Origin of the sequence: Azonexus sp. (assembly GCF_030824335.1) — a bacterium.
Lineage (GTDB): Bacteria > Pseudomonadota > Gammaproteobacteria > Burkholderiales > Rhodocyclaceae > Azonexus.
Genome location: NZ_JAVBXX010000013.1, coordinates 120,190 through 140,915, shown reverse-complemented (window position 1 = coordinate 140,915; position 20,726 = coordinate 120,190). Strand labels below are relative to the sequence as shown.

The window sequence follows — 20,726 nt, the reverse complement described above, 5'->3', positions numbered from 1 at the left end:
TTGCGGTAAAATATGTCCAGTTAATTTTCGGGATTTCAACATGTGTGGCATCGTCGCGGCAGCAGCCGGTAACAACATCGTCCCCGTTCTGGTCGAGGGGCTGAAAAAGCTGGAATACCGGGGTTACGACTCGGCGGGGCTGGCCGTCATCGGCGACGGGCAGATCGAGCGGGTGCGCTCGGTTGGTCGCGTTGCCGAACTGGAAACGGCATCTGCTGACACACACTCATCTACCGGCATCGCCCACACCCGCTGGGCGACGCACGGCGTTCCGTCCGAGCGCAACGCACATCCGCATGTTTCGGGCAGCATCGCCGTCGTGCATAACGGTATCATCGAAAATTACGAAAGCTTGCGCAGCGAACTGAGTGCGCAGGGCTATGTCTTCACATCCGATACCGATACCGAAACCATCGCGCATCTGGTCGAGTCGCTGCTCAAAAGCGAGCCCGACTTGTTTCGTGCCGTGCAACAGGCCTGCCGTCGCCTGGTCGGGGCCTATGCGATTGCCGTCATCGACCATCGTCAGCCCGGCAAGGTCGTCGTGTCGCGGGAAGGCTCGCCGCTTCTGCTTGGCTTGGGTGAGACCGGCAATTACGCCGCATCGGATGCCTCGGCACTGCTGCAGGTCACGCGCAACATGGTCTATCTGGAAAATGGCGATATTGCCGAGTTGACCGCAACAACACTGAAAATCGAGCGTCTGGACAGCACGCCGGTCGAGCGGCCAGTGCACGTATCGCAATTGTCTGCCGCAGCGGTAGAACTGGGCAGCTATTCCCATTACATGCAGAAGGAAATTTTCGAGCAACCGGAAGCGCTGGCCAATACGCTGGAAATCGTCGGCGGCAGCAAGAGCATCCAGCCGGGTATTTTCGGCGCCGATGCGGCCAATTTGCTCGGCGATGTCGACCATGTACTGATCCTCGCCTGTGGCACCAGCGCCCATTCCGGCATGACTGCCCGCTACTGGCTGGAAGCCGTGGCCGGCGTGCCGTGCACGGTGGAAATCGCCAGCGAATACCGTTATCGCACCTCGGTGCCGAATCCGAAGCAACTGGTCGTGGCCATTTCCCAATCCGGCGAAACTGCCGATACGCTGGCTGCGTTGCGCCACGCCAAGGCGCTCGGCCAGATGAAGACGCTGGCCATCTGCAACGTGCCGGAATCGGCCATCGTGCGCGAATCGGCCTTACGTTTCATCACCCGGGCAGGCCCGGAAATCGGCGTTGCCTCGACCAAAGCGTTTACCACCCAGCTTGCCGCGCTGTTCCTGCTGACCCTGGTCATGGCCAAGGTGCGCAATCATCTGACGGCGGAGCAGGAAAGCAGCTACATCGACCAGTTGCGTCACCTGCCGGTTGCGGTCAACAAGGTGCTGGCCCTGGAACCGGATATCAAGCAATGGGCCCGGCGTTTTGCCGACAAACACCACGCGCTCTTCCTCGGGCGCGGTCGGCATTACCCGATTGCGCTCGAAGGCGCACTGAAGCTCAAGGAAATTTCCTACATCCACGCCGAAGCCTACCCGGCTGGGGAGCTGAAACACGGCCCGCTGGCGCTGGTCGATGCCGCGATGCCAGTTATCGCCATTGCCCCGGCTGACGATCTGCTGGAAAAACTGAAGTCCAACCTGCAGGAAGTCCGCGCCCGTGGCGGCGAACTCTATGTCTTTGCCGACGCCAATTCGGAAATCCCGGAATCCGAAGGGGTGCATATGCTGCGCCTGCCGGAACACTACGGCCTGCTCTCACCGATCCTGCACGTCATCCCGCTGCAATTGCTCTCCTATCATGCCGCGCTGGTCAAAGGCACGGATGTGGACAAGCCGCGCAATCTGGCGAAATCGGTGACTGTCGAGTGAAACTTCGGTGATGGCCCGATGATCGCGGTATCCATCGTCAGTCACGGCCACGGCACCATGGTGGTCGAACTGGCGAAGCGCCTGCTGGCCTTCCCCGAAATCAGCCGCATTATCCTGACCTTGAATGTTCCGGAGCGCCTGGCCTTGCCGGAACATACGGCGCTGGAGTGCATCGAAAATGCCCGGCCGAGAGGTTTCGGGGCGAACCACAATGCCGCATTCGAGCGTTGCAGCGAGGCGTTTTTCTGCCCGCTCAATCCGGATATCGAATTGCCGGAAAACCCCTTTCCCGAACTGCTCGAAGCCATGCGCAGCGGCTCGGCCGGCGTGCTGGCCCCGCTGGTCCGCTCACCTGCCGGTGCCATTGAAGACAGCGCCCGCTATTTCCCGACGCCCTGGCGGATTGCCAGAAAAGTGCTGTTGGGTGACCGGGGCTGCCATCACCTTGGGGCGGGGGCTTCCCCATGCTTTGTCGAATGGGTGGCTGGCATGTTCATGTTGTTCGAGCGCCGGGTTTTTTCCGAACTTAAGGGCTTCGACGAACGCTACTTCCTGTATTACGAAGATGCCGATATCTGCTTGAGAAGCTGGAAAAATGGCAGCGCCGTGGCGGTTGTTCCAGCCGTTTCGGTCATTCACGACGCTCGGCGCGACAGTCATCGCAAATTGCGCCACCTGTTTTGGCATCTGAGCAGCATGATGCGTTTTTTCGCCGTACATTACGGTCGCTTTCCCAACATCCAGCGCATCGGGAAAGCCGGGTTTGCCGTGCGTGACTAAACGGCTGCCGGATGTGCGGCAAGCGTCTGGTCGATGATTTCGCTCAACTCGATGCTTTGCTCGGCAAAGGTCCGTACCTGCTCGATCAGCGGATTACGATAGGTTTTGATCCGTGCCTGATGCTTGATGCAATCAACAACGGCTTGCCGGAAACCTGCGAGATCATCCATGGCCAGTTGTTCGCCATTCACGCCCGATACCAGATCTTCCACCGGGCCGCCGCAATCCGTCGCAATGACCCAGATGTTGCGGATCATGGCTTCCCGGACGGTCAAGCCGAAGCTTTCTTTCCACTGCGAGGGGAAGAGCAGCACATCGACGCCAGCGTAAAAATCGTCGATCTGATCCACCTCGAAAGGTGGTGCTATCTCAAGCTCACCCTTGATCTTCCAGTCATCGTTCTCCATCCCCGACGAACCGAAGCGCGCCTGGATGTCGACGAGTTTCAGCGTGTAATCGCTTTCATCGATGGCCTCGAAAATTTGTTTCAACCAGAAATAGCCTTTGTGCGTTGCCCGGCCACCGAGATAGGCAAAGACCAAGCCTTTGCCTGACTCCTCGCGCTTGCGCTCAATCCTTGCATTGCCCGGCAGTACGCCGTTTTTGTTGACGATGACATGTTCGGCTGCTTGCCCTGAGCGCACATAAAGCTCGCGCTGAAAAGCACTCGGCGCGAGCAACTTGCTGGCGTTCTTCAATACGTTCTGCAGGATGAAGCGACGGCGGTAGGTCGCCGCAGGGTCGGGTACGCAAGCGGCGCAAACCAGCGGATCAATGGCCTTTTGGGCGCAGTAACCCTTGTCGTTGACCATGAACTGAAGCTCGCAGAGCCACCAGGCGTCGTGCAACGAAATCAGATAAGGAATATTGCGGTCAACGCAGATATCGGCCAGATTTGCCCCGAGGATCTGAATGGAGTGGAAATGCACCAGATCGGGTTGTGTCGCATCGAGAATCGCGGCAAAGCAAGGTGATGTGTACGGGTTGTTGTACTCGTCCACCTTGCTGCCCGGCAGCAGGCGGATGGCGAAGATGGACAGGCCGTTCCACGAATACTGCCGGGTTTCACCGGGCGCCAGTGTCTCATCGAAGCAACCGGTTACCACGCAGACTTCGGTATCCGGTTGCGCCGCCAGTCCGAGGGCCAATTGTTCGGCAACCACCGTTGCCCCGCCGAAACTGATCGGCGAGAACAGCACATTGACCACCATGATGCGGCGTTTGGCCGGTTGGGGGATTTCGCTTGCCGCGATGATCGGCGCCAGACTTGAGCGGGCGATATTGGGCAGGGCGTAATGCGCCAGGGCATCCGTTCTGGCTTGCTGACCAACGCTTTGGCGCAAGGTTTTGTCCTGCACCAGCGCAGCGAGCGACGTGAACCATTCGTCGGCGTTGCCGGCAATGAAGCCATTCTCGCCGGGTCGGATCACCTGGGTGAAGGCTGCGCACGGAGAGGCCACCGTAGGAATGCCGAATACTGCGGCCTCAATGAACTTGATATTGCTTTTCGCATCATTGAAAACCCCGCCTTCCAGGGGGGCAAGGTTGATGTCGAACTGGCGTAGTGCCCGGTAATAATCATGTGCCGCTAGAAACGGCACGCGGCGAACGCGGGAAAGGAAGGGCGTGAAATCGGCCGGTAATTCAAGATAGCCGAAGATCACCAGATCGACTTGCGGGAATGCGGCAAGCAGCTTCAGCAAGCCTTCGGTCGCCAGGGCAAAGTCCGCATCGTGCGTCCGTGTGCCGCTGCCGTAGCCGACGATGACGCGGTCCGATTCCGGGAAGGCGACAGCCTCATCGGTCAGGCGAACCAAGTCGCCATCCAGACCGTTTTCAACCAGATAGACATTGCCCCGGCAGAAGGGCTGCATGCGTTCAGCCAGCACAGGGGTGCTGGCAATCGCATGGTCGGTGGCGCGCAACATGTCGCAATACAGTTCTGCGCCGGCCAGCAGGTTCTTCTGCTCGGCGGGCGGCAGTTTCCTGAGATTGCTGTTTTGCGCATAGGCCGCAACATCAAAGACCAGATCATCGATGTCGAAAAAGGTTTTTAGCCCCAAGCGGTGGGCTTCATCGCGCAGCGCCAGCACTTCCGGCAAGGCCGGTGTCCGGTAAAAAATGACCAGGGCGCTGGTTTGCATCAGGCTTCGGGCGGCGCATTGATCGGTCCAGGAAACGACATTGGCCGACATGCCCAGCAACGCAAATCCCTCGACTTTCTGCTCGACGCGATAGCGCCGACATTGAGGAATCGACAATTCCGCAATGATCAGCACACCCTTGCGCACGGGGTTGCTGGTTATGCCTTGCGACCAGGGCGGTGGCGGGTTGGTGTCAGACCTCGAGACGGCGTGGTGTCGCGGACCGGAGAATTTATGGTGTTTGATGCGCAGGTGCAGTGCGCGCCCCCGGCGTGCCAGATGAAACGCCAACCACATGCCGGTATTCAAAAAGCGGGAAACCGGGCCGGAACCATGCAAAACATGCAGCAATCTGTCGTGAATGAACGGATTGAAAAATTGAGCCCTGCGCAAACGCGTCAGCAGGTTGGAAAATTTGTTCATTATTTGGTTCTGTACCCTAAAAACGACGGATGCGTAACAGAGCATGCTTCAAATAGCGCAGCGGGGCGGTGATGCGCCATGAGCTTGAGTTAAGCGTTGCGTTCAATTCATTCTGCAGATTGTTTGCGTTCATGGCGAAAGCCGATGCGGTCTCTTCGAGCTTTGATTTTTCCTGGAGCAGACGGCTGATTTCCTGTTCCTGAGCATGCAATTGTTCGTCCAGCACCTTGATCTGATTGCCCGCCGAGACCAGCGAGTTTTCCTGATGGGCAATTGTATTGCGGCCCTGACTCAATTCTGTTGCTGTCGCACTGATTTCCCGACGATAACTGACGACGGAGTTTTCCAGATCCTGCACATACTCTCTGAGCCGATGCAGTTTATCCGGACGGCTGAGGGCAGACCATTTGAGGTAAATGCGCTCGGCGCAGCGGCGTATTTCAGCCGGGTCATGGACCGGGTGTTCCGGATTCGTATCGACCACATACAAGGCACTGGTGCCGGGGACGAAGTCGAAATCGGTGTATTGCCCGACCTGCAACCAGAAATCCCAGTCTTCGTAGGTGTCGAAGGCGGGGTCAAAGCGACATCCATGCTGACTGACCAGCAGTCGGCTGAACAAAACCGCATGAATCGGAATGTAGTTCGAGATCAACAAACGCGCGCCGGGGGCCGGCAGTGCAAACGAATGAATCTCCTTGCCGGCACGGTCGACCGCAGAAATCCCGGTATAAGCCGCCAGCGAACGAGTGCCCTGCTCAAGATGCCGGGCGAGTTTCTCGATGTGATCGGGGTAGACGATATCGTCATCGTCGAGGAGCAGGATGTATTTGCCCTGCGCATTTTCCAGGCCGATATTGGCGGCAAGCGAACGCGGCCGGGGCGATTCACCGGCGATGAAGCGTAGCGGGAAGCGCCCGCACAATGCCGGCAATGCGCGGTGTCCTGCACCTAGCGCATCGATTACCAGCACTTCGATGTTCGGATAGGTTTGTAGCGCGACCGAATCCAGCGTCCGGGAAAGTGAGTCCCGGTCCACGCTGCGAATCAGAATGCTGACCAGCGGAATGTCATCACCGCCCAACATGGGAATGCCAAGACGGTGCTGGCGCTGATATTCGGACTCGAACAATTCCCGGCAAGCCAGCCGGTCGACCGCAGGATTCCAGAAATGGAAAGCCTCGGCAGCACTCACTTCGCCACCCAGCGTATAGGTGCGGAAGCGATTCAGTGCCTTGATGTGTTCATCGTAGCGCTGCACCGCCAACTGCGAGGTAAAGCAAGCCATCGCTGCAGCCTTGCGCGCCAAAACCGGCGTGATGTCGATCAGCATGGATGGCGCCGGCATCGCCACGCCCACTTCGTACAAGGCCAGGCTGGCCTTGCCGTCGAGTCGGCGCACCGCTTCAACGGCTGCCATGGCGAGGCCGCGGTGGTCCGGGTGCATTTCGGCAAGCGAAGGCGCCAGGACGAAATCGGCATCTGCCGCCTGAATGGCAGAAATCAGTCGGGCAATCAGGGTTTCGCCATACACCAGTTCCCGATCCGGGATGCGCCAGAAGTCTGGCCGGGCAATGCCCAGCACTTCCGCGGCGCGGCAGCTTTCTGCCTCACGTAGCTGAATGTGCGCTTGTCTGGTTTCCCCCTGCAAGCCAAAGGCGCCGTCAGTCAGGACCGTCGTAGCAACCGGTGTACCGTTCAGGGCAAACAGCGCCAGCAGCCCACCGGGGCCGAAAACTTCGTCATCCGGGTGGGGCGCAAGAACCAGTACGCTGCGCGCTACGGGCAGTGCACTGGCCTGATAGGGGACAAGGGTCGATTCGTTCATGGTTTACGGACGGGTTTTCCAACATCCTTCACAGTATCGCGGGAATATGCCATTCCATAAATTGAATCGCATGTTCTCGTAATCCGGGTCGGAAATCACCTCGTCCAGTGAGCGTTCGAAAATGTTCCAGTTCTGGCTGGGCGGCGTCTTGATCTGGCAACAGGGGGTCACATCGCCGGATAACAGCGAGTAAATCCACGTTTCACTGCAATTCCGGCGGCTGGGCGGGCTTTGCAGTGTCGGGAAGAAGTCCAGGTTTTCTTCGGTACAAAAATCCTGGAAAGCCTGCAACTGAGTTCGACCATACAGGGAATCCCGGTTGATCGCCTGCTGTACCGTGCTGGCCACCGGTAGTTCCCTGGCTTGGCCTGCCGGGTAAATGCGTACGTAGCTCTCTTTTGGATTGAGCGCCTGGAAACTCTCGAATATTTCAACACCATTCGCCTTCGCCGCATCCACAATGGCTGGCAACTGGTCCTGGGTCGCTTCGAACAGCGTGCCCTTCAAGGCGATTTTGGGGAACTTGAACCCGTTTGTATCGCGATACTCGCGCAGTCGCCGGATGCCCTGCCACACCTTGTCCAGATTGCCCTCCAGACGGGATTCGGCAAAAGTTTCCGGGACGTGCGAGTCAATGGAAATCGACACATAGGCAATCTCCGTTTCGCACAATTGGCGAATCACGCTCTGGCTGAAGGCCGAACCATTGGAAATGATCATCACCCGGATGCCGCGATCCTTCGCCATCCCCGCCATCGTGAAAAAGTCCTTGTGCAGCAGCGGCTCGCCTTCGCCAACCAGCGCAATCACCTTGACGCTCGGGAAGTTGTCCAGCATCTTGCCGAAGTTCTCCAGCGTGATGTCGTCCTGCACCATGTGACGGCCGATGCAGTACCAGCAACTGAAATTGCAACGGGTCGTCGGTTCGATATTGATGATGGTCGGCTGCTGGAACCACAGCCGTGCATCGACCGCATCGACCGGCAAACCCTTGGTCGCCGGGGTTTCCATCTCGATTTTCCGGCGGCTTTCCTGCGTCAGGAAAAACTGCTGTGCCGCCCGATCGAAATGCACCTCGGCCATGTCTACCCAAGGTCCGCTGGCGAAGTGCAGGCGGGCGAAGACGCTGCTGATTTTTCCGCTTGTGCTATCGGTATCGCGATAAGGCATCAGATGCGGATGGGCAGCCTGCCAGGCGGCAGTGATGTTTTCATCGGTGCTTGAATCAGCGTGTGCTGCCGGAAATTCGTTTTTCATGTTTGATGCTCCGCAATAACCGGCAAGTCAGAAAACCATTCCCAGCCCTGCCAGCAGGCAGGGTCGGCGATGATCGACTGTTCAAGCAGGGAAAAATACGCGCGTAATGTCCCGTTCAGGGTTTCTTGTGTCTCGATCCGGACAGTTTTCAGGATCAAGCCTTGCCCGCGAGGTGAAAGTATCCCGGCAAACACCGGAACATTCAAACGCAAGGCCATTTCGATCACCCCGGTTGGCGGCGCAATGCGCCGGCCGAGCAGCTCTACCGTGGCGCCATCGCTGTCGCCTTGATTGACGTCGGCCAGGCACACCACCACCTGTCCGGCCGTGAAGGCATGTCGCAGCTTTTTCGCCAATCCCCGCAGGTCGTTGGTAAACAAATATTCCCCGCCATTGAAGTGGCAGGCGGATGATCGGTTGAGTTGTTCGGCCCAGTGCCCGATCACCGGATACAGAGGCGATTCTGTCGGGGCGGCAGCGACGGCAGAAACGCTTGCACCGGCAAGACCTGGCAAACAGGCCAGCGTGTTCTGGTGATGGGTGTGAAAAGTGAGGAACAGACCGCCACCCGCACATAGCTGAGAAAAAACATCCGCCGACTCGAAGCTGACGTTCTCTTTGACCCAGTGCGCATCCATCGTGGGGTAGGCGAGAAAATCCGTCACGAAACGGGTGTGATTATCGAGCCAGGCCAGCCAGATTGCGTCGGAATTTGCCAGCGGAAGTGCCGATTCCATGGCCCCCTGTATCTTTGCCCGGTAAGCCTTGTAAGGACTGAGCCAGCGACCGAGTCGGCATATTGCCGCTGACCCGGGGCGGGCGAGGCCGCAACGTGCCAGCCAGCTGAAAATCTTCAACTGGCGGCAATAACGATGACCAAAAGCAAGCAACGCGGGATCAATCATCAGCGGTAATCGGTATCGCCGCCGGTCAGCCACCAGCGTCCCTGGGTGGCCGACAGAAAAGGGGCGGGCGAGAACGGGTTGCCCATGATCCTGAATTGCGTCGCATGGCAATGCGCAGCAAAAGGTGCCAGTTGCCGGGCAAATCCCTGCGTCAGCCAAAAACCGAAACCACCGATCCGCTGTGTCCAGGCCCAGTGCTGTATCGCCCGGATCACTTCGGGAAAGTCATCCCAGCGTGCAACGATGTCGAGTAACTCAGGCTTTCCCGTGGCACAGGAAATTGCCGCGAAGCCGAGCGCTTTTTTCCGCCAGCGGCTTTCCAGCAGCAAAAGCTTGTACGACTTTTCGGGGTAGGCAATATAGCGATCATGGAGATAGGCCATATCCCGGCAGACCAGCGGCGCATCGCCCAGGCTGGCGTGCATGGCCTGCCATAACGCATCGAGCCGGGGCGTTTCGCCGGCACCGAGCGTGGCAAGTTCGCTGGTCCGTGCGGCCAGCGGGTGGCGCAAGGCAGGGAAATCAAGCTCCATCCAGTGGTCGACCGCAGTCGCCACGCCGACATGCTCGGCAAGTCGCATCGCGCGGCCGCTGGGGAAGCCGAAAGCGATGGCATGGGGGTTTTCCGGGCCGGGCAGCCGTCCCAGAATATGCTTGAGCAAAATCGGAAAGGGCGCTTCCTGTCGGGTCAGTCCGCTTTGCTTCGGCGGCGCCATCAAGTCGGCAATCTGGATCACCCTGAAATGCTCGTCGCCCACGAGCACCTTGCGGAACAAGGTGCCGCAGTGCAGCAAATACTGATCGTCCTGCCGCACCATCCAGGATTCGCCACGCCGGTTCGCATACTTCCAGCGCAACAGATCAAGACTGATCGGGTGCTTGAATACCTGCTCGAACAGCGGCTGGACAACGCCCAGCTCATCGTCGGCAAGAAGACAGGTTTCCAGCATTTACTGCTTTTCCGGCGGAACGAGAATGGCCGGGTTGTCATTCCAGGCGTGCGGAATAAAGCAGAACCCTTGCTCCGCGCCATCATGCAGCACCTCGATCTCGGCGCAATAAAGCGCGTGATCGTAGACATGAATGCCGCGTTCGCAGGCCAGGAAAATGGTCAGACGATAGCGGCCCCGCATCAAGGCAATGGCCGGGAACGACAGGCTGACAGTCGCCAGCCCCTCGGCCTGCAGTTGCGGTGCGGCACCATCGAACAGTGTGCCGCCGCTGGTGACGGAAATGCCGGACAAGGTTTCGATGCCGAAAGCCACCGTCGGCATGGGCAGGCAGGGATCGAACTGAAAACGTACCGCAACGCGCAATTCGGACTGTCCAGCCGTCAGATGCAGGTGCTTGCCCGGTGTGCCGTCGGCGTAAACCTTGACGTCCAGCAGGCGTGCCGTGCCGGTGCCGGCAAACGAAGGGTTCGCCGCTGGCGACGCTTCGACAATTGCGGCAGGCAAATCGTTCGCCGGGATGAGTTCGGCGGCGTACGCCTTGGTAACGATTTCCGGCTTGTCGAGCATCCGAACCCGGCCGCCTTCCAGCCACAAGGCCTGATCGCAGATCGCCTCGATGTGATACATCGCGTGGGAACAGAACAGGATCGTCGTGCCGGCATCGCGCAGCGCCATGATCCGGTCGAAGGACTTGCGGGCGAACGCCCCGTCACCGACCGAAAGCGCCTCGTCGATCACCAGGATGTCAGGCTCCACCGAGGTGGCGATGGAGAAAGCCAGGCGAACATACATCCCGCTGGAATAGGTCTTGACCGGCTGGTCAATGAAAGCACCGACGCCGGAAAACTCGACAATGCTGTCGAAACGCGCCTTGATCTCGTCCGATGACAGGCCGAGCACGGCCGCATTCAGGAAAATATTCTCCCGCCCGGTGAATTCCGGATTGAAGCCGGCGCCCAGTTCCAGTAGCGCGGCAACCCGGCCATTCACCGACAGCGAACCGGCGGAAGGCGTCAAGGTGTTGCAGATCAACTGCAGCAAGGTCGATTTGCCGGCGCCGTTATTGCCAACCACGCCCAGCACCGATCCTTTGGGCAACGAGAAGCTGACATCGGACAAGGCGGCGAAGGATTTTCCATACTGCCGGCGATTGCCGACAATCAACTGTTTCAGGCGATCCAGCGGGCGTTCGAAGATCGTGTAATTCTTCGTCAAGCCCTCGGCGTGAATGGCAATGGTGTCAGAGGACATCGGAAAAACCGGGGCGCAAGGCCAAAAAGACACGGGCGCCAAACAGGGCGACCAGGCACCCGATCAGCATGGATAGCGACCAGGCAGCCCAATCGGGTGCCATGCCCATGAATATTGCGCCGCGCAGATTTTCGATCACTGGGGTCAGTGGATTCATGTGCATCCAGAACTGCCATTCCGGCTTCAAGGATTCAATCGAATAAAAAATCGGCGAGAGGAAGAGCAGCAAGCTGATCGACAGACTGACGACTGGCGCAATATCGCGCACGAAAACCCCCAGCGAAGCCAGCAGCCAGGACAGGCCGAGCAGCAAGGGGAGTAGGGGCAGCAACACGACAGGCACAAGCAGCAGCGTGGCCGACCACTGATGGTCGACGAACAGGGTGCCGACAAACAGGATGAATAGGCTCAAGCCAAAGTGAAACAAGGCCGAGCCGAGCGAAATGAACGGCAACAAGGCCAGCGGGAAAGCCACCTTCTTGACCAGATTGGGCTGTTCGACAAAAAAACTCGCGGCGCGTCCCGCCACTTCGGAAAAGAAATTGAACACCATCAAGCCGGCGAAAAGTCGCAACGCGAAAGCCATGCCGCCGGCCTGCTCGGCACCGGGCCAGCGCAGGCGGAAAATGCCGACAAAAACGAGGGTGTAAACGCCCAGCATCAAAAGTGGCGTGATGAACGCCCAGGCAACACCAAACATGGAGCCCCGGTAACGGCCCAGTATCTCGCGGCGCAAGAATTGCCAGAAAAGCGTTGGGTGGCGCAGCGGCGCCAGAAGAACGGAGCGCAACCCGGGCATCAGGAAACAGCGAAGCAAAATGGCTACCGGAAAAAAGAGTGGGATTGTAACCGAGGCCGGCGCTTATCGCAGTTGGCTACCGCACACTCAAGCCTTGGGGGGCTCGATACGGCCTTCACCGATGTCGAGCAAGTAGTCGGTGCGCAGCAGTTTCAATGCGTTGCCGTCGCGAGCCAGTGCCTCGTGCAGAATCAGTAGCTGGAAACTGCGGGTGACGGTTTCACGGCTGGAGTTGATCATGATCGCCAGTTCCTGATGGGTCGGTGCCGGATCGATCAGGTCTTCGCCGCCAATCGAGCTGCGGCCCAGTAACAGCAGTTGCACGCACAGGCGCTGGAAGGGGTTGGGCAGGGCCAGCAAGGTCCGCTGCGCGGTGACTTCGCGCACACGCGACGAAAGCTTGGACATCACGGTCTGCGCCAGTGCCGGGTTTTCGAAAATCAGCCGGCGGGCGGGCTCGGCCGGCAGGAACAGGGCGCTCGACTTGCTGGCGGCGATCACATGTTCGGCCGCCGGGTTGCCATCGATGACCGACAGTTCGCCGAAATAATCACCCGGCTCAACAAAGTACAGGCCGACGGCGCGTCCATCCACGGTGAAATCGACACCCTGCAAGCGGCCTTCCAGCAGGAAGCCGAGCGAAAACTCGGACTGCTCCTTGCTGCTGACCATTTCCCGGCGGGCAAACTGTCGTATGGAAACCAGGGTCGACAAATGCAACAAGGTTTCCTGCGGCAGGGATTGCAACAGCGGGAATTTTTCCAGGTATTGAAACGGGACGGGCATGCGGTCTGGTTGGTATTTTTCTTCAAATAAACAAGCGCTAAGGAATCCATTCTAAAGCAGATTGTCATGAAAGGCGTGCAAAAACATTATCTTGATGATGTGATGCGGAACACAGAACCGGGCGCCCCGGTCCAATATAATTGAACGCTTGTCAGTTGTACGAAACAGGAGCAAGACATGGCTGCAAGAAGCTTCGAAACCTCGATTGCCGCGTTGCTTGCCTGCCTCGGGTTGATGCTTGGGGCTGGTGCCGCGACGGCCGCCCAGGAGCCACAGGAAATCGTTGGTCAGATCACCACTGTCATCGGACAGGGTGCCATTCGCAATCCGGCGGGCGCGCTGCAATCCGTGGCGCGGGGTGACCGCATCCGGGCCGGTGACCAGATTGAAACCGCTGCCGGTGGTCACGTTCATATCCGTTTTGTTGACGGCGGGCTGGTCAGTGTCCGGCCCCTCAGCCGTCTGCTGATCGAGTCCTACACCAATGGTGGTGCCAACACGCAGGCTGCCATCAAATTCCGGCTCGAAGAAGGCGTCGTGCGCTCGGTGACCGGCGAATGGGGCGAAGCCAGCCGCGACCGGTTTCGTCTGAATACCCCGATTGCCGCCATTGGCGTCAAGGGAACCGACTTCATCGTCAAGGTCGAAGGCGGCAATACTTTCGCCTCCGTGATCTCCGGCGCCATCGTCATGGCGCCGCTGGCCGGTGGTTGCGCCAGCACGCTCGGCCCTTGTCTGACCGATCAGGCGGCGACCCTGAATGCCGACATGTCGGGGCAGATGCTCGAATACCTGCAAAAGAATGGCAGCGGTGCGCCGCGCCTTGTACCGGCAGTCGATCTGCTGGCCCGTAACGGCATTGCCGATGCGCTGGCCGAATCCCGCCGGGGTGAAGTTAGTACGGTGGATGCGCGCGACAAGATGCGGACCAGCGACTCCCAAGCCAGCAATGTGCTGGATGAAGGTCGGGTCAATGCCCGCACGCTGCCGCTGATCTGGTTGCACAACACCATGGGCTGGAACGTCTCGGAAAACACCATTAGTGAACGTTACGACGAAGCCTTGCAGGCCGGGCGTACGCTGGTGGCAAGTAACTTCTTCGTCAGCCTGTATCGCGATGAAAGCCAGCTGAAAACCTTCCAGCCCATCGGCAGTCAGGCCAATTTCCAGCTTTCCAGCTACTCCGCCACCTTCACCCAGCCGATTGCTTACGATCGCCCGTCGGAAAACGTGCAAATCAGCAATGCCAGCCTGCAAGCCGATTTTGCCCGCTCCACCTTCACCACCGGCATGACGCTGAAAAGTCCGTCGCTCGGCGAGGACAACTTCAAAGCCAGCGGCACCATTACCGACCGTGGCTTGCTGGTTTCCAGTTCGGCAGGACAAACCGTTGCCGGCGCTTTCAGTACTGATGGCCTGCAAGCTGGCTACAGCTTTGAAAAGCAACTCTCCAACGGCACGGTCAATGGCCTGACACTCTGGGGACGTTGATTGTCTGTCTTGCGTTCGCTTCGGCTGATTGAAACCCCGCCCCGTAGTGCACTGCTGGCCCTGTTGCTGGCAGTGCTGGCGTGGGTCGTGTTGCTGCTCAGCTTTCCCGCCACCCTGCGCGTGCTTGAAGAGCGCTCGGCTGACTGGATCTGGCGCATGGCGGCCAGCGGCGAACGCGAACGGCGCATCATCCTGGTCGATATCGACGAAAACAGCCTGCAACAACTCGGCAGTTGGCCGTGGTCGCGCAGCCGCATGGCCGAACTCAGTGATCGCCTGAATGCCGAAGGTGCCGCGCTGCAGGTTTTTGACATGGTTTTCCCGTCGACCGCAGCAGGTGACGATCAATTCCTGCGCAGCCTGCAAAAGAACAATGCCGTACTCGGCCAGGTCTTTGCCCTGGAAGAAAACACCGGTGCCGCCAGCGGCGTCCCGGCAGGTGCCCTGCCTTGGGCCGCCTGTCCGCCAGTCCTGCCGGTCGCCAAGGGGCACATTGCCAATCACGCCGGCTTGTCCGGTCTGCCCACCGGGCACATCACGCCGCGTATCGAAGTCGATGGCGTCATTCGTCACCAGCCCGGCATCATTTGTGATCAAGGCAAGGCATACCCGGCGCTGTTCATTGCTGCGCTTGGTCAGGCGCTCGACAAACCGGAACTCCGCTTCGAAGCCGGACGCGGCCTGTTCGGACCGGACTGGCAGCTCTACGGCCCCAGCCTGACGCGTGACGGCCTGCCGCTCGATGACCAAGGCAATGTGCGCATTCCCTGGATGCTGCAACCGGACAGCTTCATCAGCCTGTCCGCCGCCGATGTGCTGGCTGGGCGGGTGCCGCAAGGCTTGTTGGCCAATGCCTGGGTGTTGGTCGGCAGCACGGCGCTTGGCCTCAACGACCGCATCGCCACGCCATTCGGCGGCAGCGGTGCCGGCCTGACCGTGCATGCCCAGTTGCTGCACGGCGTGCTGGATAATCATCTCCCGGTTACGCCGCGCCTGGGCCTGCTTTACCAGGCCTTGGCCGCAGTGGCTGGCACGCTGCTGCTGCTGGCACTTTCCCGTTTCTGCACTGGGCGCCCGCTCTTGCTGGTCACTGGTACGGCCCTGCTGCTGGCGCTGCTGTGGTTGCTCAAAGCCCTGTTGCTGGTGCGCTTTGCGCTGTGGCTGGAGTGGGTGCAAGTTGGCATGTTCCTTTGCTTGCTGGCGCTGATCCTCAGTTTTGTCGAGCACCTGCGCAGCCGTCTGGAGCGCGACCGCCTCTACAACCACCTCGCCAGCTACCTGCCGGCCTCCGTTGCTGCCGCACTGGTACGGCAAGACCCCTCCGACACCATCGACGCCACGCGGGCCAACATTACCGTCCTGTTTGCCGACATCCGGAATTTCTCCGGCTACTGCGAAACCAACCCGCCGGAAGCCGCTACCGCCGTGCTGCATGCGTTCTTCTCGATGGTGACCAAGGTGGTCGAGCAGCACAACGGTCAGGTCGAATCCTTCCAGGGCGATGCTGTGCTGGCTGTCTGGGGAACAGCCGGCAACGGCCCGGACCCGGAAAGCGCGCTGCGTGCCGCACTCGATATTTTGCAAGCCAGCCGTTCACTGTTGCCGCCACCGCTGCCCGAAGACCTGGCGCCGCTCGGTTTGGGCATCGGTCTGGAAACCGGCATGGCCACCGTCGGCTCCTTCGGTTTGGCCCGGCGCCGTACCCACCTGGCCATCGGTCACACGGTAACCACCGCCGCCCGCCTGCAGGAAATGACCGCCGAACTCGCCCACCCGATCCTGGTGGGAGAAGGCATGGCTGCCAGTCTGGGCGACCATCGGCTCAATTCGCAAGGCAGCTTCCTGCTCGAAGGCCTGAAATCGCCATGCCATATCTACGCTTACCCACTCAAGGAATGCAGTGGGGATTAGCGGGCATAACAACAAACCAGCACGCTTGACCGAAGCACTACCTGCAAGGCCCGAAAAGTGGCGCCGGGTAACTGCGGCAGGCGTGCTATATATATTGCAGCTGGCCATGTTGGCGCCAGCGCAAGCCACCACCCCGGACATCTGCCGGCCCGCCGAACCGGATATCGAAAAGCTGCTTGATAGCGAAGCGCACTGCCACAAGTCCCCCGATTTCCTGCATGCACTCGGTCATTTGCTCAATGTTGCCGGGCGCTACAGTGAAGCGCTCGACCGCCTGGAATCCGCCATGCTGCTCGATCCGCAGCGTTGGCCAGTGCATCTTGAATACGCACTGGCGCTTGAAGGGGTTGGCGATAACGTCTCGGCAAACGCTTTGCTTCGGCAATTAGCTGAAAATCCTGCGGTCGACCCCAGAATTCATGAAGAATTGCTGCGCATCCTGCGCCGCCGCCAGGAAGCGCTCTGGCAACAACCGGCCCGGCGCACCCAGATTGGCCTCTCTGTCGGTTACGACGACAACCTGTTGGGCGCAACCCGCTACGCCAACCTGCAACTCAGTTTGCCCGGAGGCTACCTGCCTGTTGAAATTGCCGACGCAGACCGTCCGCGTGGTGGCAGCTTCCTGCGCGCCGAAATCACCCACGAAAGAGAATTCCACCAAAGCGCTGTTGCAAGCTGGCGCTACGTGCTGATGGGCAGCTACCGCTGGAGTATTGAGCACTCGCCAGCCGACATCGGCCACCTGGGCGCCGGGGTGGAGCGTGCGCCAAGCGGCGACAGTGGCTGGTACAGCTCAGTGCTGGCCCAGCAAATCTACCGGGGAGGCAGTCTTGCCCTGTGGCAAGTGCAAGCAGGGGCCGGGGGCGTTCGCTCGCTCCAGTTACCCAGCCTGCAAAACTGTCGCATTCGCTACGGCGGCGAAATGCACGCCACGCAATACCCGGCGAACCGCCAATTCGACGGCCGCTACGCTGGCATCCTGCTGAACAACACCTGTGTGCAAAGCGGCTGGCAATTCCAGCTACGCGCCGGGCGGGATGTTCCCGTCAACGACGAACGCCCCGGTGGCGCGCAGCAGCAATACACCCTGAGCCTTTCCCGCCACGTGCCGTTTGCCGGCGGCGGCTTGCGCGGCGAATACGAGTATTACCGCCAGGACGACGCCAAAGGTTACAGCTCGCTGCTGGAAGACAACGCCCGCCGCCAGATCCAGCGCCACACCTACCGCATGGAATACCGCTGGCTGCAAGGCGGCCTGCAGCCCTATGTCGGGCTTGAATGGCTGGACCAGAAAGCCAACATCCCGCTGTTCTCCCCCCGCAACACCATTTTCACCATCGGGCTGCGTCACCTTTGGTGAGGAAGGCTGCGAAAGTGACGGTCGCCAAGACCCGGTTGGAACTAGGCAATACGAGGTAAGGAAGAAAAACCTTGCCGCAGCCAAGAAAGGGCAGAAAGCATGACGTTGACCCGTGATTTCAAACAAACCGTTGTCGAGCGCGTCCAGCGCGATCCCGCCTTTGCCAAAGCACTTCTCGATGAAGCTGCTACGCTTTTTCTTAGTGGCGAACCTGAGGCTGCTCGCCTTATCCTTCGCGATCTCGTGAATGCAACGGTCGGATTTGAGAGTCTGGCCGAACTGACCTGCAAGCCCAGCAAAAGCCTGCACCGCATGTTGTCCCAAAAGGGTAACCCCAGCATGGACAATCTTGCCGCAATCTTTGGCGCAGTACGGAAGTGGCTTAAAGTGGCATTCGATGTGCGAGTCGTCGAAATCGCGTAGCTAGTTGCCACACATATCCCCCCCCATGCTGGTGGTGGGATGGACGACATTGGCAATCTGGTTATTTTTCGGCGGGAGCCCAGTAGAAGACGCCAGCCCGCACCGGTTTCGTTTTACCCGGACGGAACACCAGGATGGGCGTCGATTTCTTAGCCATTGCGGATTCTCTTCGGTAGTCGGCTGGCCATTAGCCGATGGCTATCAGATTCCAGGGCGGCAATCTTGTCCACGTCGTTCAGTACATTCAGTGCCCACAGGACCGCCAGGTAGTTACCGATAGTGACATGGGGCGAGCCCTTTTCGATCTCGACCAAGGTGGAGCGGCTCACTCCGGCATGGTCTGCCAGATCGACCTGGCGCCACCCGGCAGCTTTCCGCCCAATGACAATTCGCTCGCCCAGTTGGCGAAGCGTGTCCCGCACGTCGATAGGGTGGGTTGGTTTAATGTTTGCCATAGCACACAGTATTGCGGCTTAGTGCGCGACATATCAATCATTAGGCGGCAGTACAGACCAAAGACGACGAACTTCGCTTGGACTGGCGGAAAGCAGGTCCGGCTAGAGATGGTCCAGATTCACCCATCGTTCACGACAAGAATGCTGCGACGCAACGGCACTCGTCCACTGGAAAATCCGGATCCCCGCAAAATCAAAGGCGCTGCTCGGCCAAGGGATTCTGCGAGGTCGGCCGCACGTTTTCAAGGTCGGTGTATTATTCATCTGTCTATGAAAAGGAGCCTGGCATGAGAACAGTAGGTCAGCGCAAAGAGCGCCCCATTGGCCTTCTTGCTTCCGGTGCACTCCTTGCTGAAGGCGCTCGATTCAATGATGAGATACATCGGCTCCCTACGGGGGACACAACCTTCATTCCCAAAGGGGTGTATCGGTTCAATACTCACGAAGACGCCAACCAGCATCAACTTGAATGCTTAACCAAGGGAATGGCAAAAATTGCATTGGAGCGAGTGAATGGACGACACAGGTGAATATTGTCGCCCGGCATCACTGGAAGACCTGAAAACCCTGATTGAGTCATTGAACAGGCAGCAAGTCGATTACTTGCTCATTGGAGGGTACGCACTATTTGTGCATGGATACCACCGAGCAACAACCGACATCGATGTGTTGGTGCCGGCAACAATTGAATCAGGAACCAAGGTAAAGGCAGCATTGATGGTGTTGCCGGATCAAGTCGCCAAGGACTTGCAGCCAGAATGGTTTGCGGAGGGTGAAAACATCCGGGTGGCAGATGCCTTCCTGGTCGATGTCATGCTGAATGCGTGCGGCGAGACGTATGACACACTTAAGAAATACGCTGTAGCCGTAGACTTGGAAGGCATTCCGGTCAGAACAGTCAGTATTGAAGGTCTTCTGCGGACCAAACAGACCGTACGCGACAAGGATATAGCCGATAGGCACATCCTTGAGCGAGCGCTAGCGCTGTTCCAAGAGCAATCCAGGGAATAATTGCGCGCCTGAATTGGCTGGTCGGATCAATCTTCCGCACGCAAGTCCGCCATCAATGCCTCAACACCGTTGAAGCTCTTGAGGTTGCCGGCGCGTGCCTCTTCCTTGATATCCTGCGTCAAGCGCTATTGCACCTTGAAGCTTTCAATTGCGCTGGGACTACCCCTTCTGATGCCTTGGCGTCATTCAAACAGAATGGCTTCGATTCGAGCCAGCGCTTCATCGACGATGTACTGCGGCACCGTTTCCTTGAGACGCACATTCCGCGCCCGCCAGTCCAGTGACTTCAGCTGATGGCAATGCACTGCGCCTTGAGTCTCGGTGCCAGCTCCCATCAAAGTGACGACAGTCCCGTAGGTACGGGCGGCGGCAGCGGCGCCCTGAGAAATCGGGCAAATCATCGCCGGTCCTTGCTGATTAAATACCTTGCCGCTCAGGACAAGGCCGAAGTGCGGGCCTTTCATTTCCCGACCGGGGGATGGATCGAAATCTAGATGCACGATGTCGCCACGGTTCGGCAGATACGCCATCAGCCGTTCTCCAAACCAACCGAGGGCATTTCATCCCAGCCTTCAACACGCGGCAACCCTTCCGGCATTTCAGCCATCAGGTCAGCCAGTTTGTAACGCGGGCGGGTCGGTGCCTCAACAGTCATCTTCTTGCCCAGAAGATGCAGTTCTACCTGGGAGCCTTCGCTCAGACCATTTTGGTCAATGAACATCTTGGGCACGGTCATTACCAGCGAGCCGCCAGCTTTGCGTAGGGTTTGCAGCATTCAAACCTCCTGTCAGTCAAAAGTACTGTTAAAGTATAACTCGATGTTTTATTCAAGTAGGACACATCCGCTAAGGTACTACCTGGACATGGACGCATGAAGGAAGTCCGGGCGACAGCCAATCGAATCAGCCTGCAGGCAGAGGTGGCCTGACCAACGCCGGGCAATCACTTTTGTTCGGCCAGGCTTTTTCCGATCTACGCTTGTTATAAGTCCGTAAGCCCCCCGCTGCCACTATCGGGCTTCGTCACATATAGTGAGGTTTGTGACAGTAAACCCACAATTATCGGGAATGTGTGATCCCCGTCAC

General features: G+C 58.8%; 18 protein-coding genes. 7 read left to right on the top strand and 11 right to left on the bottom strand.

Annotated elements, in window-relative coordinates; genetic code table 11:
* Positions 1–40: 40 nt before the first annotated feature.
* Positions 41–1,864 carry a glutamine--fructose-6-phosphate transaminase (isomerizing) gene (glmS, locus tag RCI20_RS09980; protein WP_306605009.1) on the top strand — a complete coding sequence of 608 codons (1,824 nt, stop codon included), beginning with the start codon at positions 41–43 and terminating at the stop codon, positions 1,862–1,864.
* A gap of 18 nt (positions 1,865–1,882) precedes the next feature.
* Positions 1,883–2,644, top strand: coding sequence for a glycosyltransferase family 2 protein (locus RCI20_RS09975; RefSeq protein ID WP_306605007.1), 762 nt, complete (start codon positions 1,883–1,885; stop codon positions 2,642–2,644).
* Here the strand turns inward: RCI20_RS09975 and RCI20_RS09970 are convergent.
* From RCI20_RS09970 to RCI20_RS09935, 8 genes are all read right to left on the bottom strand, one after another.
* Positions 2,641–5,211 (bottom strand): glycosyltransferase, encoded by a 2,571-nt coding sequence (locus tag RCI20_RS09970; RefSeq protein WP_306605005.1) that lies wholly within the window; start codon positions 5,209–5,211, stop codon positions 2,641–2,643. The two genes, RCI20_RS09975 and RCI20_RS09970, sit on opposite strands and share 4 nt — an antisense overlap.
* 16 nt (positions 5,212–5,227) lie before the next feature.
* Positions 5,228–7,039, bottom strand: coding sequence for a PIG-L family deacetylase (locus RCI20_RS09965; RefSeq protein ID WP_306605003.1), 1,812 nt, complete (start codon positions 7,037–7,039; stop codon positions 5,228–5,230).
* A gap of 3 nt (positions 7,040–7,042) precedes the next feature.
* Positions 7,043–8,296: a radical SAM protein gene (locus tag RCI20_RS09960; RefSeq protein WP_306605001.1), complete on the bottom strand. Its 1,254-nt coding sequence runs from the start codon at positions 8,294–8,296 to the stop codon at positions 7,043–7,045.
* The gene (locus RCI20_RS09955) at positions 8,293–9,201 is read right to left on the bottom strand and encodes a hypothetical protein (RefSeq protein WP_306604999.1); all 909 of its coding nucleotides are present in this window, start codon (positions 9,199–9,201) and stop codon (positions 8,293–8,295) included. The genes RCI20_RS09960 and RCI20_RS09955 overlap by 4 nt, the downstream gene beginning before the upstream one ends.
* Entirely contained in the window at positions 9,201–10,151 is a 951-nt protein-coding gene (locus RCI20_RS09950; RefSeq protein WP_306604997.1) for a hypothetical protein, read from the bottom strand. Before RCI20_RS09950 ends, RCI20_RS09955 begins: the two co-directional genes overlap by 1 nt.
* Positions 10,152–11,405 carry an ABC transporter ATP-binding protein gene (locus tag RCI20_RS09945; RefSeq protein WP_306604995.1) on the bottom strand — a complete coding sequence of 418 codons (1,254 nt, stop codon included), beginning with the start codon at positions 11,403–11,405 and terminating at the stop codon, positions 10,152–10,154.
* Positions 11,395–12,204, bottom strand: coding sequence for an ABC transporter permease (locus RCI20_RS09940; RefSeq protein WP_306604993.1), 810 nt, complete (start codon positions 12,202–12,204; stop codon positions 11,395–11,397). Before RCI20_RS09940 ends, RCI20_RS09945 begins: the two co-directional genes overlap by 11 nt.
* Before the next feature lie 87 nt (positions 12,205–12,291).
* Positions 12,292–12,990, bottom strand: coding sequence for a Crp/Fnr family transcriptional regulator (locus RCI20_RS09935; RefSeq protein ID WP_306604991.1), 699 nt, complete (start codon positions 12,988–12,990; stop codon positions 12,292–12,294).
* 177 nt (positions 12,991–13,167) lie between these two features.
* Here RCI20_RS09935 and RCI20_RS09930 point away from each other — a divergent pair, with 177 nt between their 5' ends.
* The 4 genes from RCI20_RS09930 (at position 13,168) to RCI20_RS09915 (ending at position 18,175) form a co-directional block, all read left to right on the top strand.
* Complete coding sequence (locus tag RCI20_RS09930; protein WP_306604989.1) at positions 13,168–14,481, top strand: FecR domain-containing protein; 1,314 nt, start codon at positions 13,168–13,170, stop codon at positions 14,479–14,481.
* Positions 14,482–16,392 (top strand): CHASE2 domain-containing protein, encoded by a 1,911-nt coding sequence (locus RCI20_RS09925; RefSeq protein ID WP_306604987.1) that lies wholly within the window; start codon positions 14,482–14,484, stop codon positions 16,390–16,392.
* A gap of 106 nt (positions 16,393–16,498) precedes the next feature.
* Positions 16,499–17,752: a tetratricopeptide repeat protein gene (locus tag RCI20_RS09920; RefSeq protein ID WP_306604984.1), complete on the top strand. Its 1,254-nt coding sequence runs from the start codon at positions 16,499–16,501 to the stop codon at positions 17,750–17,752.
* Positions 17,753–17,851: 99 nt separating this feature from the next.
* Positions 17,852–18,175, top strand: coding sequence for a DNA-binding protein (locus RCI20_RS09915; RefSeq protein ID WP_306604982.1), 324 nt, complete (start codon positions 17,852–17,854; stop codon positions 18,173–18,175).
* Between the two features lie 149 nt (positions 18,176–18,324).
* On the opposite strand, the gene RCI20_RS09910 is transcribed toward RCI20_RS09915, so the two are convergent.
* Positions 18,325–18,597, bottom strand: a complete 273-nt coding sequence (locus tag RCI20_RS09910) for a helix-turn-helix domain-containing protein (protein ID WP_306604980.1) — start codon at positions 18,595–18,597, stop codon at positions 18,325–18,327.
* Positions 18,598–19,143: 546 nt separating this feature from the next.
* On the opposite strand from RCI20_RS09910, the gene RCI20_RS09905 reads away from it, so the two are divergent.
* Positions 19,144–19,641: a hypothetical protein gene (locus tag RCI20_RS09905; RefSeq protein WP_306604978.1), complete on the top strand. Its 498-nt coding sequence runs from the start codon at positions 19,144–19,146 to the stop codon at positions 19,639–19,641.
* Between the two features lie 182 nt (positions 19,642–19,823).
* Here RCI20_RS09905 and RCI20_RS09900 read toward each other — a convergent pair whose 3' ends face one another.
* The gene (locus RCI20_RS09900) at positions 19,824–20,171 is read right to left on the bottom strand and encodes a type II toxin-antitoxin system PemK/MazF family toxin (RefSeq protein ID WP_306604976.1); all 348 of its coding nucleotides are present in this window, start codon (positions 20,169–20,171) and stop codon (positions 19,824–19,826) included.
* Positions 20,171–20,416, bottom strand: a complete 246-nt coding sequence (locus tag RCI20_RS09895; protein ID WP_306604973.1) for an AbrB/MazE/SpoVT family DNA-binding domain-containing protein — start codon at positions 20,414–20,416, stop codon at positions 20,171–20,173. Before RCI20_RS09895 ends, RCI20_RS09900 begins: the two co-directional genes overlap by 1 nt.
* Positions 20,417–20,726 lie beyond the last annotated feature (310 nt).

What these genes read in the sequence shown, in the direction of transcription:
- RCI20_RS09945 (WP_306604995.1), bottom strand. Translation starts at nt 11,405, where the DNA reads ATGTCCTCTGACACCATTGCCATTCACGCCGAGGGCTTGACGAAGAAT.
- RCI20_RS09940 (WP_306604993.1), bottom strand. Translation starts at nt 12,204, where the DNA reads ATGCCCGGGTTGCGCTCCGTTCTTCTGGCGCCGCTGCGCCACCCAACG.
- RCI20_RS09900 (WP_306604976.1), bottom strand. Translation starts at nt 20,171, where the DNA reads ATGGCGTATCTGCCGAACCGTGGCGACATCGTGCATCTAGATTTCGAT.
- RCI20_RS09915 (WP_306604982.1), top strand. Translation starts at nt 17,852, where the DNA reads ATGACGTTGACCCGTGATTTCAAACAAACCGTTGTCGAGCGCGTCCAG.
- glmS (WP_306605009.1), top strand. Translation starts at nt 41, where the DNA reads ATGTGTGGCATCGTCGCGGCAGCAGCCGGTAACAACATCGTCCCCGTT.
- RCI20_RS09960 (WP_306605001.1), bottom strand. Translation starts at nt 8,296, where the DNA reads ATGAAAAACGAATTTCCGGCAGCACACGCTGATTCAAGCACCGATGAA.
- RCI20_RS09905 (WP_306604978.1), top strand. Translation starts at nt 19,144, where the DNA reads ATGGACGACACAGGTGAATATTGTCGCCCGGCATCACTGGAAGACCTG.
- RCI20_RS09950 (WP_306604997.1), bottom strand. Translation starts at nt 10,151, where the DNA reads ATGCTGGAAACCTGTCTTCTTGCCGACGATGAGCTGGGCGTTGTCCAG.
- RCI20_RS09975 (WP_306605007.1), top strand. Translation starts at nt 1,883, where the DNA reads ATGATCGCGGTATCCATCGTCAGTCACGGCCACGGCACCATGGTGGTC.
- RCI20_RS09935 (WP_306604991.1), bottom strand. Translation starts at nt 12,990, where the DNA reads ATGCCCGTCCCGTTTCAATACCTGGAAAAATTCCCGCTGTTGCAATCC.
- RCI20_RS09970 (WP_306605005.1), bottom strand. Translation starts at nt 5,211, where the DNA reads ATGAACAAATTTTCCAACCTGCTGACGCGTTTGCGCAGGGCTCAATTT.
- RCI20_RS09930 (WP_306604989.1), top strand. Translation starts at nt 13,168, where the DNA reads ATGGCTGCAAGAAGCTTCGAAACCTCGATTGCCGCGTTGCTTGCCTGC.
- RCI20_RS09920 (WP_306604984.1), top strand. Translation starts at nt 16,499, where the DNA reads ATGTTGGCGCCAGCGCAAGCCACCACCCCGGACATCTGCCGGCCCGCC.
- RCI20_RS09955 (WP_306604999.1), bottom strand. Translation starts at nt 9,201, where the DNA reads ATGATTGATCCCGCGTTGCTTGCTTTTGGTCATCGTTATTGCCGCCAG.
- RCI20_RS09895 (WP_306604973.1), bottom strand. Translation starts at nt 20,416, where the DNA reads ATGCTGCAAACCCTACGCAAAGCTGGCGGCTCGCTGGTAATGACCGTG.
- RCI20_RS09965 (WP_306605003.1), bottom strand. Translation starts at nt 7,039, where the DNA reads ATGAACGAATCGACCCTTGTCCCCTATCAGGCCAGTGCACTGCCCGTA.